The 17,547-nt window shown below is 64.8% G+C and carries 12 protein-coding genes; 8 read left to right on the forward strand and 4 right to left on the reverse strand.

The window, feature by feature from the left end; genetic code table 11:
* Positions 1–918 carry a LysR family transcriptional regulator gene (locus F0185_RS08235; protein WP_167223310.1) on the reverse strand — a complete coding sequence of 306 codons (918 nt, stop codon included), beginning with the start codon at positions 916–918 and terminating at the stop codon, positions 1–3.
* A gap of 132 nt (positions 919–1,050) precedes the next feature.
* On the opposite strand from F0185_RS08235, the gene F0185_RS08240 reads away from it, so the two are divergent.
* The 7 genes from F0185_RS08240 to F0185_RS08270 all read left to right on the forward strand — a co-directional run bounded on the left by F0185_RS08240 (position 1,051) and on the right by F0185_RS08270 (position 9,882).
* A complete protein-coding gene (locus tag F0185_RS08240; RefSeq protein ID WP_166884526.1) occupies positions 1,051–1,245 on the forward strand; it encodes a hypothetical protein in 195 nt (64 codons plus the stop codon).
* Positions 1,242–2,081: an alpha/beta hydrolase gene (locus F0185_RS08245; protein WP_167223312.1), complete on the forward strand. Its 840-nt coding sequence runs from the start codon at positions 1,242–1,244 to the stop codon at positions 2,079–2,081. The genes F0185_RS08240 and F0185_RS08245 overlap by 4 nt, the downstream gene beginning before the upstream one ends.
* Before the next feature lie 166 nt (positions 2,082–2,247).
* Positions 2,248–3,504, forward strand: a complete 1,257-nt coding sequence (locus F0185_RS08250) for an efflux RND transporter periplasmic adaptor subunit (RefSeq protein ID WP_167223314.1) — start codon at positions 2,248–2,250, stop codon at positions 3,502–3,504.
* 5 nt (positions 3,505–3,509) lie between these two features.
* Entirely contained in the window at positions 3,510–6,686 is a 3,177-nt protein-coding gene (locus F0185_RS08255) for an efflux RND transporter permease subunit (RefSeq protein ID WP_166884532.1), read from the forward strand.
* A gap of 8 nt (positions 6,687–6,694) precedes the next feature.
* Positions 6,695–8,140, forward strand: a complete 1,446-nt coding sequence (locus F0185_RS08260) for an efflux transporter outer membrane subunit (protein ID WP_167223451.1) — start codon at positions 6,695–6,697, stop codon at positions 8,138–8,140.
* An 82-nt stretch (positions 8,141–8,222) separates the two neighbouring features.
* Positions 8,223–8,804, forward strand: a complete 582-nt coding sequence (locus F0185_RS08265) for a sigma-70 family RNA polymerase sigma factor (RefSeq protein ID WP_229476825.1) — start codon at positions 8,223–8,225, stop codon at positions 8,802–8,804.
* Position 8,805: 1 nt separating this feature from the next.
* Positions 8,806–9,882, forward strand: a complete 1,077-nt coding sequence (locus F0185_RS08270; RefSeq protein WP_167223316.1) for a hypothetical protein — start codon at positions 8,806–8,808, stop codon at positions 9,880–9,882.
* 6 nt (positions 9,883–9,888) lie between these two features.
* Here F0185_RS08270 and F0185_RS08275 read toward each other — a convergent pair whose 3' ends face one another.
* From F0185_RS08275 to F0185_RS08285, 3 genes are all read right to left on the reverse strand, one after another.
* Positions 9,889–11,205, reverse strand: a complete 1,317-nt coding sequence (locus F0185_RS08275; protein WP_167223318.1) for a DUF2135 domain-containing protein — start codon at positions 11,203–11,205, stop codon at positions 9,889–9,891.
* Between the two features lie 106 nt (positions 11,206–11,311).
* Positions 11,312–14,230, reverse strand: a complete 2,919-nt coding sequence (locus F0185_RS08280) for a DUF2135 domain-containing protein (protein ID WP_167223320.1) — start codon at positions 14,228–14,230, stop codon at positions 11,312–11,314.
* 191 nt (positions 14,231–14,421) lie between these two features.
* Entirely contained in the window at positions 14,422–14,766 is a 345-nt protein-coding gene (locus F0185_RS08285; protein ID WP_166884537.1) for a hypothetical protein, read from the reverse strand.
* Positions 14,767–14,965: 199 nt separating this feature from the next.
* Here F0185_RS08285 and ligD point away from each other — a divergent pair, with 199 nt between their 5' ends.
* Positions 14,966–17,533: a DNA ligase D gene (gene ligD, locus F0185_RS08290; protein WP_167223322.1), complete on the forward strand. Its 2,568-nt coding sequence runs from the start codon at positions 14,966–14,968 to the stop codon at positions 17,531–17,533.
* Positions 17,534–17,547 lie beyond the last annotated feature (14 nt).

A 17,547-nucleotide genomic window follows, 5' to 3' on the forward strand; every position in this document is an offset into this window, starting at 1 on the left:
TCAGGGCCTTGGCAGTTGCAGGAGTGGGTGGGTGAGAAACAGGTCGGCGACCCATTCGACGAACACGCGCACCTTGGCCGACAGGTGGCGATTCTGGGGATAGACCACGTTTACCGGCACTGGCATGCTGCTCCAGTCGGGGAGCACGATTTCGAGCTTGCCGACGGCGACCATCTGGTCGACCATGAAGCTCGACATCTGCATCAGCCCGAGCCCCTGCATTCCGGCGGTCATATAGGCGGTGGAGTCGTTCACGGCCAGGCAGGCGGGGGCTGCGACGGTGATCACTTCATCGCCCCGGATGAAATCCCAGTCGAAGATCTTGCCGGTCTTGGTGGAGAAGTAGTTGACGCAGCGGTGGCTGGCCAGGTCGTGCGGATGGGTGGGCCGTCCATGCCGGTCCAGGTAGCCCGGCGTGGCGCAGGTGACAAAATTGAGCACGCCCACGCGGCGCGCGATCAGCGCCGAATCGGGCAGGTTGCCGCCCCGGATGGCGCAATCGACGCCTTCTTCGATCAGGTCCACCGGGCGGTCACCGATACCGAGGTCGAGCCGGATGTCGGGGTAGCGATCGAAAAAATCGGACAGGGCCGGCAGCAGGATGTCGTTGGCGAACCCGCTCGAGACATCCACGCGCAGCCGTCCGCTCGGATTGGCGCGATTGCGCGAGAGTGATTCTTCGGCCTCGCGCACATCCGACAGAATGCGCAGGCAGCGTTCATAATAGGCGGCGCCGTCGGCGGTCACGCTCACATGCCGCGTTGTGCGGTGCAACAGCTTGACTTCGAGCGCCAGTTCGAGCGCCTGCACCAGGGTCGACACGGTGGCTTTGGGGAGCTGCATGTTCTCGGCCGCGCGCGTAAAGCCGCCGGCGTCGACCACCTGCACAAACACTTCCATTGCTTGTAATTTATTCATATTTCTCCGTATTGTTCAGAATCCTGAACAATCAATTCGCTCTTGCCCTCTTTATCAGATTGTAGATCAAGTTTAAAGTGGCCGTACTGCATCAAAGGATGTCGGGACAATCGGAAGGAAAGGGCTACTCTTATGCGTTATCAAAAAGCAATCATGATGATCGTGACACTCGCGATGGCGATGCTGACGTTGACGGGTACCGCCTTGTCCGACCAGTTCCCGCAGGCCGCGAGTGCGGAAAGCGTCGGTTTTGACGCACTTGCACATGACTTGTTCGGCACGTCCCTGCTGGCCTGTGCGGACGACGAGTTGGCGGAGCCGCAATGAGCTCCCATGACGCGCCGGTGCAGCTGAAGATCCGCGACCTCGAGGTTGCGGGGGCCGAAGGCCCGCTGGCCGCGCGTCTGTATTCCGGCGGTGACGCCGGCGCCAAGAAAGATGGCTTGATCGTGTTCTTCCACAGCGGCGGCTTTATCGGCGGCGACCTCGATGAGGCGGACGAGTTCCTGCGCCACCTGGCCAGCTGCTCGACCCAGCACCTGGTGCTGGCGTCGCGCTACACCCTGGCCACCGAGCGCCCGTTTCCCGCCGCCGCCGAAGATGCGCACGCGGTGCTGGCCTGGTCCAAGAAGCACAAGGCCAAGCTGGGATGGAGCGGCAAGCGCCTGCTGGTGGCGGGCATCGAGGCCGGCGCCAACCTGGCCGCCGTGTGCACGCTGATGGCGCGCGACCGCGGCGGGCCGGCGCTGGTCGGCCAGATCCTGATCATGCCGATGCTCGACCCGGGCCTGTCCACCTGTTCGATGCGCGCCATTCCGCAAGACGCCACCCTGGCCGGGGTGGCCGTGCAATGCGCCGCCAGCTACCGGGGCTACCTGCCGAATGCGGCCGACCGCACCCACCCGTATGCCTCGCCGCTGCAATCGAGCCGCCTGAAAAACCTGCCGCCCGCGCTGATCCTGTCCGCCGAAGACGATCCATTGCGCGACGAGGCTGAACAATACGGCGCCAAGCTGGCCACCTGCGGCGTGACCACCACGGTCAAGCGCATGGCGGCGGCGCCCCTGGACGACACGGCCGCGCGCAACGAGTGCGCCTGCAGGGCCGTGGCGTTACAGGAAATCGGCAATTTTTTACATGGCCTCGATACGCCGCCATCCTGAATTAGCGCATTACTCGTAACACCACCACCAGTTACCCCCGTGCAGCTGCGCTGAGAAACCCTCGGCGCAGCGTACGGACCCTTTTCGCCTTTTGAAACAGCACAGCTCGTCTTTCGTCGTCTATCCGGCTGATTTATTAAACATTTTCATCAATAAGAGGAAAAAAATGAAAACCACTAATCGATTAATGACCTTCGCCCGCCCGCTCGCGGCCGCGATGGCCTTGGCGGGACTGGCTGCCCTGTCGCTGGCGGGGTGTGAAGAGGCGAACAGCAAGGCCCAGCCGGCGGCTCCCGCCGGCCCGCCGATCACCGCCGCCACCGTGATCGAGCGTTCGGTCAACGAGACCCAGGAATTCTCTGGCCGGCTCGAAGCGGTCGACCGGGTCGACATCCGGGCGCGCGTGAACGGCTTTATCACCTCGGTCAACTTCAAGCCGGGCAGCATTGTCAAGAAGGGCGACGTGCTGTTCGTGATCGACCCGCGCCCTTACCAGGCCGAAGCCAATCGCGCCGAAGCGGCCGTCAGTTCGGCCCGCGCGCGCGCCGACCTGGCCAAGCTGGAACTGGCCCGCGCCGAGCGCCTGCTGGGCGACAAGGCGATCGCCCAGCGCGAGTTCGACGAAAAGGCATCGGGCCTGAAGGAACTGGACGCCAACGTACGCGCGGCCCAGGCTTCGCTCGAAGCGGCGCGCCTAAACCTGAGCTACACCAATGTGCACGCGCCGATCGGCGGGCGCGTCTCGAAAGCCGAAGTCACCACCGGCAACCTGGTCGACGGCGCCGTGATCCTGACCTCGGTGGTATCGAGTAATCCGATCTACGCCACCTTCGACGGCGACGAAGACACCTACCTGCGCGTCGGCCGCGTGGCCCAGAAGGGCACCACGGTGCCGGTCAAGATCGGCCTGGCGAATGAAAGCGGCTTCCCGCACGAAGGCAAGCTCGAATTCATCGACAACCGGCTCGACTCGGCCACCGGCAGCGTGCGCATGCGCGCCATGTTCGACAACACCGATAACACCCTCGTTCCGGGCCTGTTCGCACGGGTTCAATTGGGCGGCGGCGACGGCGCCCAGGCCAAGACGATCCTGATCAACGACCGCGCCGTCGGCACCGACCAGAACCGCAAGTTCGTGTACGTGATCGGCGCCGACAGCAAGGCCGAATACCGCGCCGTGGTCCTGGGACCGAGCGTGGACGGCCTGCGGGTGGTGCGCAGCGGCGTCAAGCCGGGCGAAAAAATCGTCATCAACGGCTTGCAGCGCGTCCAGCCTGGCGCACCGGTAACGGCGCAGATCGTGGCGATGGACCAGGACAGCAAGGCGCCGCAAGCGAAGGCCGACGACGCCAAAGCCCCGGACGTCGCCGACACCAAAAAAGAAGTCAAGGTTGCCGACGCATCGGCTAAAACCAAGGAATAACTCACATGAACTTTTCACGATTTTTCATCGACCGGCCGATTTTCGCGGCCGTCCTGTCGATCATCATATTCGTGGCCGGCCTGCTGTCGATTTTTGCATTGCCGATCTCCGAATATCCCGACGTGGTGCCGCCATCGGTGGTGGTGCGCGCCCAGTATCCCGGCGCGAACCCGAAAGTGATCGCCGAAACCGTCGCCGCCCCGCTGGAAGAGCAGATCAACGGCGTCGAAAACATGCTGTACATGTCGTCGCAGAACACCTCGGACGGCTCGCTGATGCTGACCGTGACGTTCAAGGTCGGCACCAACGTCGAGCAGGCCGAGTCGCAGGTGCAGAACCGCATCCAGCGCGCCTTGCCGCGCCTGCCCGAAGAAGTGCGCCAGATTGGCGTGACGGCGGTCAAAAGCTCGCCCAACCTGACCATGGTGGTGCACCTGTTGTCGCCGACCGGCCGTTATGACGACGTCTACCTGCGCAACTACGCGGTGCTCAACGTGAAGGACCAGCTGGCGCGTATCCCGGGCATGGGCGACACCCAGCTATTCGGCGCTGGCGACTACGCCATGCGCATCTGGCTCGATCCGCAAAAGGTGGCGGCGCGCGGCATGACCGCGTCCGACGTGGTGGCCGCGGTGCGCGAGCAAAACGTGCAGGTCGCCGCCGGCGTGATCGGCGCTTCGCCGTCGAAAGGCGCGGAGTTCCAGTTGACCGTCAATACCCAGGGCCGCCTGACGTCGGTCGAGGAATTTGGCGACATCATCGTGCGCACCGGCGCCGACGGCGCCATTACCCACCTCAAGGATGTGGCGCGGATCGAGCTGGGATCGAATTCCTACTCCCTGCGCGCGCTGCTCAACAACAAGTCGGCTGCCGCCATCGGTATTTTCGAAGCGCCGGGTGCGAACGCCTTGCAACTGTCGGCCGACGTACGCGCCAAAATGGCGGAACTGAAGAAAGACTTCCCGGAAGGCGTCGACTTCAGCGTGGAGTACGACCCAACCCAGTTCGTGCGCGCATCGATCAAGTCCGTCATCCACACCTTGCTCGAAGCGGTCGCCCTGGTGGTGCTGGTGGTGATCATCTTCCTGCAAACCTGGCGCGCATCGATCATTCCGCTGCTGGCCGTGCCGGTATCGATCATCGGCACCTTCGCGGTGATGCTGGGCTTCGGCTTTTCGATCAACACGCTGTCCCTGTTCGGCCTTGTGCTGGCCATCGGTATCGTGGTCGATGACGCCATCGTGGTGGTGGAAAACGTGGAACGCAATATCGAAGCGGGTTTGAGCCCGCGCGACGCCACCGTGCAAGCGATGAAAGAGGTGAGCGGTCCGATCATCGCCATCGCCCTGGTGCTGTGCGCCGTGTTCGTGCCGATCGCCTTCGTGGCCGGCCTGTCGGGCCAGTTCTATCGCCAGTTCGCGCTGACGATCGCCATTTCGACCGTGATTTCGGCATTCAGCTCGCTGACCCTGTCGCCAGCCCTGGCCGCCGCCTTGCTGAAACCCCACCATGCGCCGAAAGATGGACTGACGCGCGTGATGGACAAACTGTTCGGCCGTTTCTTCGCCTGGTTCAACCGCTTCTTCGGCCGCGCGTCGACCAAGTATGAAGGTGGCGTGAACGTGGTCCTGAAACGCAAGGGCATTTCGCTGATGGTGTACGCCGTGCTGGCGGTTGCCGCCGTGTTCATGTTCAAGGCGGTGCCGAGCGGCTTCGTGCCGGCCCAGGACAAGCAGTACCTGGTCGGTTTTGCCCAATTGCCCGACGCGGCTTCGCTGGACCGCACCGACGCCGTGATCCGCCAGATGTCCGACATCGTGGCCAAGGTGCCGGGCGTGGAATCGTCGATCGCCTTCCCTGGCTTGTCGATCAACGACTTTACCAATGCGCCTAACGCCGGCATCGTGTTCGTCACGCTCAAGTCGTTCGAGCAGCGCACCGGCAAAGGCATGTCCGGTCCCGAGATCGCGGCCGAGGTGAACAAACGCCTGGGCGCCATCCAGGACGCCTTCATCATGGTATTCCCGCCACCGCCGGTCAACGGCCTTGGCACCGTGGGCGGCTTCAAGATGATGATCGAGGATCGCGGCAACGTGGGCTATGACGAGTTGTATAAGGCCACCCAGGCGATGCAGATGAAAGCCTGGCAGAACCCGCAGCTGGCCGGGGTGTTCTCCAGCTTCCAGATCAACGTGCCGCAACTGTTCGCCGACGTCGACAAGGTCAAGGCCAAGCAGCTCGGCGTGCCGCTGACGACGATCTACCAGACCTTGCAGATCAACCTCGGTTCGCTGTACGTGAACGACTTCAACCAGTTTGGCCGTACCTACCAGGTGCGCGTGCAGGCCGATGCGCCGTTCCGCTCGCACGCCGACCAGATCGCCCAGCTCAAGGTCCGCAACGACAAGGGCGAAATGATTCCGCTGTCGTCGCTGATGCGCATCAAGGATACCTATGGCCCGGACCGCGTGCAGCGCTACAACGCCTACGTATCGGCCGACATGAACGGCGGCCCGGCTCCCGGCGTCTCGTCCGGCCAGGCCCAGGCCGCGCTGGAGAAGATCGCCGCCGAAACGCTGCCAAAAGGCGTGTCGTACGAATGGACCGAACTGACCTACCAGGAGATTTTGTCGGGTAACACGATGGTGCTGGTCTTCCCCCTGTGCGTACTGCTGGTGTTCCTGGTGCTCGCGGCGCAGTACGAAAGCTGGACGCTGCCGCTGGCGGTGATCCTGATCGTGCCGATGTCGATCCTGTGCGCCCTCGTTGGCGTCAAGCTGACCGGTGGCGACAACAACATCTTCACCCAGATCGCGCTGTTCGTGCTGGTGGGGCTGGCGTCGAAAAATGCGATCCTGATCGTCGAATTCGCCCGCGAACTCGAAGACCACGGCCGCACCATCGTCGAAGCGGCGCTGGAATCGTGCCGCCTGCGTCTGCGTCCGATCCTGATGACGTCGATCGCGTTCATCATGGGCGTGGTGCCACTGGTGTTCTCGAGCGGCGCCGGCGCCGAAATGCGCCATGCGATGGGCGTGGCGGTGTTCGGCGGCATGCTGGGCGTGACCTTCTTCGGCCTGTTCCTCACGCCGGTGTTCTACGTGCTGCTGCGTACCTTCGCCAAGAAGCTGGAAAAGAAATCAAGCGTGGCAGTGCCTGCGCATCTGGAAGGAGCAGTGTAATGACTGATATGAAGACAACCATCATGAGGCGCATTTCACCCTTGCTGGCGGCGCTGCTGCTGGTGGCCTGTTCCAGCATCCCGCAACTGAAAGCGCCGGCGCTCGACATGCCGTCCGCCTTCAAGGAGTCGTCCGAGCCGTTGCAAGCGGCCGACGGCACCCGCTGGAAAGTGGCGCAGCCGGCCGAAGGGCAGGCGCGCGGCGAGTGGTGGCTGGCGTTTAAGGACGCCAACCTGACGGCCTTGATCCGCGAGGCGACCGACGCCAACGCCAGCCTGGCGGTGGCGGCGGCGCGCGTCAAGCAGGCCAGGGCGCTGGCCGGCATCTCGCAAGCGGACCGCTCGCCGCAGGTCGGCGCCGGCATGGGCGCGCAGCGCAGCCGCACCTCGGGCGTCTCGCGCGGTCTGGCCGACGATGCGTCGGTCGCTCCCGGCAATGTGTACCAGGCCAGGCTGACGGCCAGCTACGAGCTCGATCTGTTCGGCCGCGTGGCGGCCAATGTGAGCGCGGCCAATGCCGATGCGGCGGCCAGCGAAGCGACCTACAAGTCGGTGCTGCTGGCCTTGCAGGCCGACGTGGCGCAGACCTACTTCAAGCTGCGCGAAACGGACGCCGAACTGGCCACCCTGGCGCGCACGGTCGACCTGCGCACCCAGAGCGTGAAAGTGAACCAGAGCCGTTACGACAATGGCGACATCGGCGAATTCGACCTGGCCCGCGCCAGGACCGAACTGTCGACCGTGCGCGCCGAGGCGATCGGCCTGCAACGCCAGCGCGTGCAATACGAGCACGCACTGGCCGTGCTGCTCGGTAAACCGGCGGCCATGTTCAGCGCCGACGTCAACCCGCTGGTGGAGTCGGCGCTGCTGCCGGCCATTCCGGCCGGCTTGCCGTCGGCCCTGCTGGAGCGCCGTCCCGACATCACCGCCGCCCAGCGCGCGATGGTCGCCGCCAACGCGCGCATCGGCGTGGCGAAAACGGCCATGTACCCGTCGCTCAGCCTGACCGGCGGCCTTGGCACCGAATCGGGCGGCGGCGGCAACCTGTTTAACTGGAGCGCGCGTTCGTGGGTGCTGGGCGCGCTGCTGTCGATGCCAATCATCGACGGTGGCCGCAACAAGGCCAACATCGCGCGCAGCGAAGCGGTGCTGGAAGAGTCGGTGGCGAGTTACCGCCAGAACGTGCTGGTGGCGTTTGCCGAAGTCGAAGACAACCTGGCCGGCCTGCGCATCCTGGCCGGCCAGACCGAGCAGATCGACGCGGCCGTGGTGTCGGCGCGCCGTTCGGCCGACCTGGCGCAAAAGCTGTATAACGCCGGCCGCTCCAGCTACCTGGACCTGCTCGACTCCCAGCGCAACCTGGCTGCGGTCGAGCGCAACGCGGTGCAACTGCGGGGTGACCGCGCGGTGACCACCGTGGCGCTGATTCGCTCCCTGGGCGGCGGCTGGCAGTAGGGCTGTAATCCCCTCGCAAATGGCGCGGCCGACCAGCCGCGCCATTTGCGTATTCACAGGGCAAGCCATACAATGGCGGCACATGCCCGCCACCCTACAAGACGAGCAGCTCATGCTGCGCTACCGCGATGGCGACCTGGTCGCCTTCGAGGAGCTCTATCGCCGTCACCATGCGGGCCTGTACCGCTTCGTCGCCTGGCGTTCGCCGCGTGCGGACTGGGTCGACGAGATCGTGCAGGACAGCTGGATCAACCTGCATCACGCGCGCAGCCGCTATCAGCCCGACGCGGCGTTTCGCACCTATCTGTTCCAGATCGCCCGCAACCGCCTGCTCGACCTGCTGCGCCAGCAGCAACCGCTGTTGGCGGCGGAGCTGGGCAGCGGCACGGATGGCCGCGACGTATTTGACTCGCTGGCCGATGCGGCGCAGGATGTGGTCTCGCCCGATGTGGCGCTCGAACACAAGCAGCGCAACGACAGCCTGCATGAAGCGCTGGCGGGCCTGCCGAGCGAGCAGAAAGAGGCACTGGTGCTGCAACAGTTTTGCGGCATGAGCCTCGAAGACATCGCCGCCGTGGTGGCAGCACCGGTGGAAACGGTCAAGAGCCGTTTGCGCTACGCCATGCGCAAACTGCGCGAAGGGAGCCTGAGTGGACAACGATGACATGAGCGACGAACAATTCGACGCCTTCCTGCGTGGGGAAGACGATCTGTCGCGCCGTCTGCAAGGATTGACCCAGCCGGCGTCCGGCCCCAAGCTCGATGCCGCCATCCTGGGGTATGTCAAGGCGGGCCTGGAGCAGGAGGCCAGGGCGGCGCGGCCGGCGGCGGCCAATGACGCCGTCATCGAAGGCGCGCCGCCACGGCTGGCGCCCGGGCTTGGGCGGCGCTGGCGCATTCCGGCCGGGATTGCGGCGGGGGTGCTGGCCGGCGTGCTGGGGCACCAGATCTACCAGGGCAGCGGCGGCGGGGCGGGCATGGAAGGCGGAATGGCCGCCGCGCCGACGGCGGAGGCGCCGCAGGTTGTGGCAAACGTGACGCTCGACATGGAGCGGCCCGCGCCGCCGGTGGCGATGGATGTGCCAGCGCCTTCGGCGCCCGCTCCGGCCCGCGTGGCGGCTGCTCCGGCGCCCGCGCCGGCCCCTGTCATGAAGGCGGCGCCGCCTTCGCCGGCGCCGGCGCCGGTGCAGGTGGCCGCCGCACCGCCATCGCAAGAACTTCAGCGCGTTGAAATCACCGGCTCGTCGATCAAACGCACGGTTGCCGAAAGCACGCTGCCGGTGGAGGCGTTGAAGCAGAAGGATTCGAAGCAGTCGTATCAAGGGTACAGCAGCGACAACCCGGTTCCCGAGATGCAGTCGCCACCGGTAGTGGCTTCAGCGCGGGCGCCTGAACCGGTGGCGGCCCCGGCGCCAGCACCAGCGCCAGTGAGGGTGGCGGCGGCGCCTCCCGCCGAACCGGTTGCCGACGACGCGAGGGCGGCTGCCGCGGCGCCGGCCGCGCGCCCGGCGCGCGCGCGCGTGGCGGGGCGCGAGTCGAAGACCGAACTGGAGCTGTCGAAGGCGAGCCCGTTCGATGCCCATGACAAGCGCGCGCTCGACTGGCTGGCGGTGATCGACGCCATGCTCAAGGCGAAGTTGGACAAGGACGCGCTGGCCGAATGGACCAGGTTCCGCGCCGCCTATCCCGATTATCCGGTACCGGCCGCAACGCGCGACCGGATCGCAGCGATCAAGCCCTGACCTTGTTCAGGGCTTGACCTCGAATTCGCCCACCAATACCGTTTGGCCGCGTCCCTTCATACGCAAGGTGACTGACTGCTCCTTCTGGCGCGGTGTGCCAAAATGGCTCACTACCTTGACCTGTACGCTGGTCGGCCCGGGCAGTACTTGCCGGCCGTCGGCGGCATAGCTGGCGTGGATGCGATATTTGCCCGGCGCGGCGCGGCGCAGCGAGTATTCCTCGGGTCCGTAGCCACGGGTGATGTTGTGCGACATGCGAGCACCGTAGCGCGCCGGATCTTCCAGGGACTGTGCGTTTTCATCATCCGGCGCGGTGATCCGCAGGTCGATGTCGCTGTTGTCGGCATCCCAGGTCAGCACCACGCGCAGGTCGAGTGGCAGGTTGGCGCGCAGGCGCGGATCGATGCGGCGCAGGTCGAGCGGCTTGTTGGCGGCGGCGATGATGGCGTTCATGTCGGCCAGCACGATGTTCCCGATCTCCGGAAAGCGTGGATGCCAAGGGCGCTCGACCACCTGGTACAAGATGTCGACCGCTTCTTGGGTTTGGCCGTTCGCCGCCAGCGCAAGCCCCAGGTCGCGGTAGGATAGCGGTTCGTCCCCGGCCAGTTGCAGCACCTTGCGCAATACCGGCACGGCCAGCGCCGGCTCGCCGGCTTGCATCAGGCGGAAGCCGAGGAGGCGCATCAGCGCGCGGTTCTCATGATCCAGTTCGGCCAGGTTCGACAACACCCGCAGCGCCAGGTCGCGGCGGCCTTTGTCGAACAGGATGTCGGCGGCATCGAGGAAGAATCCACTGGTGTTGGCGTATTCCTGTTTCTGGCCGAGGTAGGCGGCATACACGTCGGCGGCGGCCGTCTGGCGCAGACGGGCGAGGTAGGGAGCGTCAGGGGTCCATGACGCCAGGCTGACAGGAGGCGGCTGTTCTGCGTGCGCTTGCATCGGGCGCGTGGTCGAATCATTGTCTCCCGGTGCGTCTGGCACGACTGCCGGCAGGTGGCATGTATAGTGTGCTGGCAGCCATGTTCTCGGCGCTGTCACGATCTGTACCCCGTTGACGACGACCGGACCGGGCGCCTTGGACGCGGGAGGCGGCAAGGTCGTGTTCCACCACACCGTGCGCTGCGCATAATTGGCGATCACCCGCTCCAGGTGTTCGCGGCGCTGCGTGTCGTTGTCGAGCGCTTCCGCGTTTTTGCGCTGGTGCCAGGCGTCGAGCATGGCGGCCGGCGGCTCGATATCATGGCGCACGTAATCGGCTGGGGCAAGGGCATGCGCGGCGCTGCTGGCGAAGCACAGCAGCGCCAGGACGAGAAGTCGGTTCAAGATGGTGGTCTCCGGTTGGCCGGGCGTGCCGGCATGACCAATGAAACGCACCATCTGCGCCGATGGGGTTAAATGCGGCGCATCTTTATCAAGACGCGCCGCCAACTCAGGGCTTGATGTCGAACTCGCCCCCGAACACCGTTTCGCTGCGGTCCTTCAGGCGCAAGGTGATCGCCTGTTCTTTCTGGCGCGGCGTGCCGAACGCGGTAAACAGCTTGACCTGCAAGGTGGTCGCGCCGGCCACCACCTGCTGGCGGTTGCCATAGTAGTTGGCCTCGATCTTGTACTTGCCCGGCGCCGCGCGCCGCACTGAAAACTCTTCCGGACCATAGCCGCCCGTGAAGTCGTTGGTCATGCGCGCACCTTGGCTGGACAAGCGGTGCAGATAGCTCGATTTTTCGCCATCCGGCGCCGTGACCCACAAGTCCATGTCGCTGTTGTCGGCGTCCCAGGTCAGCACCACGCGCAAGTCGAGCGGCAGGTTGGCGCGCAGGCGCGGGTCGATGCGGCGCACATCGAGCGGCTTGGACGAGGCGGCGACGATGGCGTTGATTTCGGCCAGTACAATCGTCTCGATATCCGGAAAGCGGCCGTCCCACGGCCGTTCGACCACCTCGTAGAGCGTATCGATCGCTTCCTGCGTACGGCCGCTGGCGGCCTGCGCCAGGCCCAGGTCGCGGTACGATTGCGGTTCTTCACTGGCCAGGCGCAGCACTTTTTCGAAGACCGGCACCGCCAGCTGCGGCGCGCCGGCCTGCAACAGGCGGTAGCCGAGGATGCGCAGCACCGCGCGGTTTTCCAGGTCCATTTCGGCCAGGTTGGACAACACGCGCAGCGCAAGGTCGGGCTGCCGTTTTTCGAGCAGGATGTCGGCGGCGTCCAGATAGAAGGCGCTGCTGTTGGCGTAATCCGGTTTCTGGTCGAGGTAAATGGCGTAGACGCTGGCGGCGTCGGCGTCGCGCAGGCGCTTGACGTAGGGCGCGTTCGGCACCCATTTTTTCAGGCCCATGCCGATCGACGGCGCGCGCTCGGACACGCTCATTTGCTTGGCCGATGCCATTTGCGGCGCAAGCATCGATGCCATCTCGGGGCGTCGTATTGAATATGCCGTTATCTCGACGCGCTCCGGCTCCGGCGCTGCCTTTTCTGAAAACGCCTGCCCCACAGGCGCAGGCGCGGGCGCCGGCATCGGTGCGGAAGGCGCTGCCCTCAGGTTATCGAACGGGTGGTAGCGCTCTTGCGCGGGTTTGGCGGCAACGCGCGGGAAGGCCGTGTTCCACCACGCGGTGCGGCTCGCGAAATGTCGTACCACCTGCTCCAGATGCTTGACGCGCGCGCTGCTGCGCTGGCCGCCGCGCAGGTCCTTGAGCTTGCGCCAGGCGTCGAGGTAGTCCTGCGGCGGCTCGATCTCGTAGCGCACATAGTCTTCCAGCCGGTCGAGCACGATCAGCGACGTTTCGCGGGTCGGAATGCCGAAGCGGCGCCCGATGCGGCCGATTTCGGAGCGGTGCAGCTCGGGGTCCGCTTCCAGCGCGCGCAGGCGCAGTGTCGCCCAGGTCGACGCGGCCAGCGGATGCTGAGGGCTGTCGGGGCGAATCTGCAGGTTCACGGTTTCCTTCTTGGTGCCGCCGGCCAGCGTGACATTGAGGGTGGCGTCGTCGGTGAGCAGGCGGCCGGCGATGCGCAGCATGCCGCCTTCAACCACGCCGCTGCCGGCTTCGATGTCGGTGGCGCCGGTGGCCGATACCTGTTCGATGCGTGGCTGCGCCGACAGCAGGGCCTCGCTGGCGCGGCCAGGTGCGGCGGGGTCGATGCGGATGATCTGGCCGCGGTTGCGTTCGGCCAGTGCGGCCAGGCGGCCGGTGTCGGACGACGCGGACGAAACCAGCGCAAACAGCGCCTGGTGCTGCGCCAGTACCGGCGCGCGCGCCGCGCCATAGTTAGCCAGGCCGTCGGAAAACAGCAGGTACTGGTCGACGCTCGCTTCCGGCTTCCAGTCATTGAGGGCGCTGGCGCCGTCGTAGCGGGTGGCCTCCAGCACGCGCCGCAGGGCACTCCAGTCGCCGCCACGGATGTCGAAAACCTGCTGCGCTTCGGGACGGTCGCGCAGGCGCGTCAGGCGCACCTGCACCGATCCGAGCGCGCGGAAATAGGCATCGAGTCCTGCCAGTTCCTGTCCGACGTTGCGCTGCTCGCCCGAGCCCGAGCTGTCCCACAGCAGGCCGATGACGCGCGGACGTGCACGCGCCACAGGGGCCGCCGCGACCGGAATCTCGGCCAGGAACCACGATTGCCCGAGGCGTGTTTCGCGATAGATGCGCGCGTCCCTTGAGGCCACGGTCTGGATGCCGATTTCGCGCTCGGCCTTGTAGTTCTGGCGCTGAAGGCGCGCTTCATAGGCGCTGCCGGTCCGCTCGAAACGCAGCTCGTGGCCGTTGGCGAGCAGCTGCGGCGCCTCGGCGGCGTCGTTGACGCGGATGGCCAGGTCGAAATTGCGTACCTCGCCAAAGGCCAGCGGCAACTGATAGAGCCAGTTGGCGGCGCTGCGCGTCAACGGGCCGGCGTAGGTCAGTTCGACGGTGCGGGTCTTGCCCGGCATGATCGGGTAGACGCGCAGCTTGAAGTTGTTACCTTGGGTGACTTCGAGCAGGGCGGGGTCGACGCGGCCCCGCACGATTTCTTCGAACACGGCGCGGCCGCGCTCCTTTTCGACCGGCACGGCGGGGCGCATTTTGCCGTCGATATCAAGGGCGAAGGCACTGACCTGCTGGCCGTCGGGCAGCGGAAACTGCAGGTTGCCCTCGAGCTGGCGCGCGTTGGGGTTGTAGAACTCCATGCGCACGGTCGTTTGCGCCATGCCGCCACTGATGTCGGCGCTGATTGAGAGCGATTGCAGTTCGATCGGCCGTGCGTCGGCGGCGCTCTGCATTAACGGTGGTGGACGCTGGATCAGGCGCGGCGATTGCGCGAGCGCTAAGGACGTGGCGGAAAACAGCAGCGCCAGGGGCAGGATTCGGTTGAACATGGGGAAGCTCCGGTTGGCCGGCGCTGGTGCCGGCATTGACTGTGAAACGGAGCGGCGCGAAAAAAGGGGTTAAAGCAGGGTGAGATCGACGCACATTCTTTATAAAGAACGTGTTTTGATCCGGGGAAACGAAAAACGGGACGAAAAAAAAGACAGGTAGCCTGTCTTTTTCTTCTCACTGCGGGAACAACTTACTTCATTGCTGCGTCTTTTTTGGCTTCTGCGGTGTCGACAGCTTTGTCGGCTTTGGCTTCTGCTTTGGCTTTTTTAGCTTTCGAATGGGCTTTGGCTTTGGTTTTGGTGGCGTCAGCGTGGGCTTCGGCGACGTCGGACTTGGCTTCAGCGGCTGCTTTTTCTACTTTTGCATCGGCTTTTGCGTCGGCTTTGGCAGCTTTTGCGTCAGCTTTGACGACGGCTTTGGTTTCTTTTGCTTCGGCTTTGGCGATTGGTGCGGCAGCGGCAGGTGCGGCAGGAGCCTGGGCGAAAACCGAGGTAGCGAACAGACCGGCGATCAACGATGCGATAACTTTTTTCATGGTGTTTCCTCAGTGTGGTTATATGGTGGAGCAATTCTTGGGTGCTACAGAGTCACTAACGCGGCCACTTGCATCCCAGTTGACGCGATTTACAACTACTTACAATCAGCCGGGAAAGTCGCTCGGTTAGCTGGCGAACAGTCGTTCTGTCCGCCTGGCCCCAAAATCGGCAAAAAACCACAATCACGAGGTTGCCGCCATGCGGGATGCATTAAAAGTGTATCAGTCCAAACGCGATTTTTCGATCACCACCGAGCCGGCCGAGGGAGGCGAGGCGACTCCCGATGCGCTCACCTTCGTCATCCAGAAGCACTGGGCCAGCCGCCTGCATTACGACTTTCGGCTGGAACTGGACGGCACCATGAAAAGCTGGGCCGTGCCCAAGGGGCCCAGTTATGACACCAAAGACAAGCGGATGGCGGTGCACGTGGAGGACCATCCGATCTCGTATGCGAGCTTTGAAGGCACCATCCCGGAAAAGCAGTACGGGGCCGGCAAGGTGATCATCTGGGACAAGGGCACCTGGCAGCCGCTGGGCGATCCGCACGAGGGCTACCAGGGCGGAAACCTCAAGTTCGAGATTCACGGCCATAAAATGCGCGGCAAATGGGTGCTGGTGCGTATGAAGGGCAAGGGCGAAAAGCAGGAGCCCTGGCTGCTGATCAAGGAAAAAGACGGTTACGCCAGGCCCGCCGCCGAGTTTTCGGTGGTCGACGAGATGCCCGACAGTGTCAGCAAGTTGCCCATGCCGGGCGCGCAGGCCGCCAAGGCGAAAGCCAAAGCCAAGGCCGCGCCGCTCAAGTCCGCAGCCAGGGCCACCGGCCACGGCATACCGGCGCAGGCGCCCAAGGCGGCCCTGCCAGCGTCGCTCTCGCCCGAACTGGCGACCCTGGTCGACCAGCCCCCTGGCGACCCGGCCGAATGGATCTTCGAGGTCAAGTTCGACGGTTACCGCCTGCTGGCGCGGATCGAGGGCAAACAGGTGCAACTGATGACCCGCAATGGCCACGACTGGACCCACAAGCTCGAACCGCTGCACAAGGAACTGGTCAAACTCAAGCTGCCGGATGGCTGGTACGACGGCGAAATCGTGGTCCATGACGAGAACGGACGGCCCAACTTCGGATTGCTGCAACTGGCCTTCGACGGCGCGAACACGGCCGACATTGTGTACTTCCTGTTCGACGCGCCGTATTTCAAGGGATACGACCTGCGCAACGTTCCGCTCGAAACGCGGCGCGCGCTGCTTGGCGCGGCACTTGGCAAGGCGTCGTCGGACGCGGTGCGCTTTTCGGGCGAATTCGGGACCGATCCGGAAGAACTGGTGCTTGCCGCCTGCAAGCTGGGACTGGAGGGGGTAATCGGCAAGCGGCGCGATTCGCTCTACGTCACGCGCCGCTCGCCCGACTGGATCAAGCTCAAATGCGGCCAGCGCCAGGAATTCGTCATCGGCGGCTATACCGATCCGCAGGGTGCGCGCACCGGCATCGGCGCGCTGCTGCTCGGCACCCACGACAAGGACGGCGTGCTGCGCTACGCCGGTAACGTCGGCAGCGGCTTTACCCAGGCCGTGCTGCGCGACCTGAAAGAAAAACTAAGCGCCCTCGATACGGACGAGAGCCCGTTTCCGCCCAAGGCGGTGGCGCGCCGCAAGCATCACTGGGTCAAGCCCACGCTGGTGGCGGAGGTCAGCTTTGCCGAGTGGACCAGCGCCGGGGCAATCCGCCACGCCGTGTTCCAGGGCCTGCGCAGCGACAAGCCGGCCAGGGCGATCGGGCGTGAAGTCGCCACACATATGGAGGAGTCGATGCAGACGCAAAGCAAAACCAAAGCAAAGAGCGCAAGCGCGAAAGCGGGGCCGGTGGCGCCGCTAGGCAAGCTGCCCGCAACCCTGAAGGTGACCCACGGCGAGCGCGTGATCGACAAACAAAGCGGCGCCACCAAGATCGAGCTGATTCGCTATTACGCGCTGGTCGGCGCGATGATGATGGAGCACCTGAAAGGGCGGCCGGTGTCGCTGGTGCGCGCCCCGAGCGGCGTGGGGGGCGAGCTGTTTTTCCAGAAGCATGCTGACGTGGACAAGCTGCCCGGCGTGAAGCAGATGGACCCGGCGCTCGACCCGGAGCATCCACCGATGCTCGAAGTGGGCAGCGTGGGCGGCATTCTGTCGGCGGCGCAGTGGAACGTGGTGGAGTTTCATACCCAGAACGCCACCGGCAAGAGCTACGAGGCGCCCAACCGCATGGTGTTCGACCTGGACCCGGGCGAAGGCGTCGACTGGGCCGCGATCCAGGAGGCGGCGCAGCTGATGCACGCATTCCTGGACGAACTGGGCCTGCCGTCTTTTCTGAAAACCAGCGGCGGCAAGGGCTTGCATGTCGTGGTGCCGATCAAGGGCGGCCTCGATTGGGACACGGTAAAGGACTTTTCGCAAGAGGTGGTGCGGCATATGGCGCTTACCTTGCCGGAGCGCTTTGCGTTCAAGAGCGGCCCGAAAAACCGGGTTGGCAAAATCTTCATCGATTACCTGCGCAACGGGCGTGGCGCCACCACCGCCTGCGCATGGTCGGCGCGGGTACGGCCGGGGCTGGGGATTTCGGTGCCGGTGGGGTGGGATGAACTGGCCGCGCTCAAGTCCGGCGACCAGTGGACGGTGCATAACGCGCATACACGTCTCGATCACGGCAACGCGCCGTGGGACGGCTACGCAAAAGCCGCCAAGACGCTGACGGCGGCCATGAAGAAGCTGGGCTTCAAGAAGCAGTGATGCGCGGGCCGGCG

This window comes from Massilia rubra, from assembly GCF_011682065.1.
GTDB lineage: Bacteria > Pseudomonadota > Gammaproteobacteria > Burkholderiales > Burkholderiaceae_D > Telluria_A > Telluria_A rubra.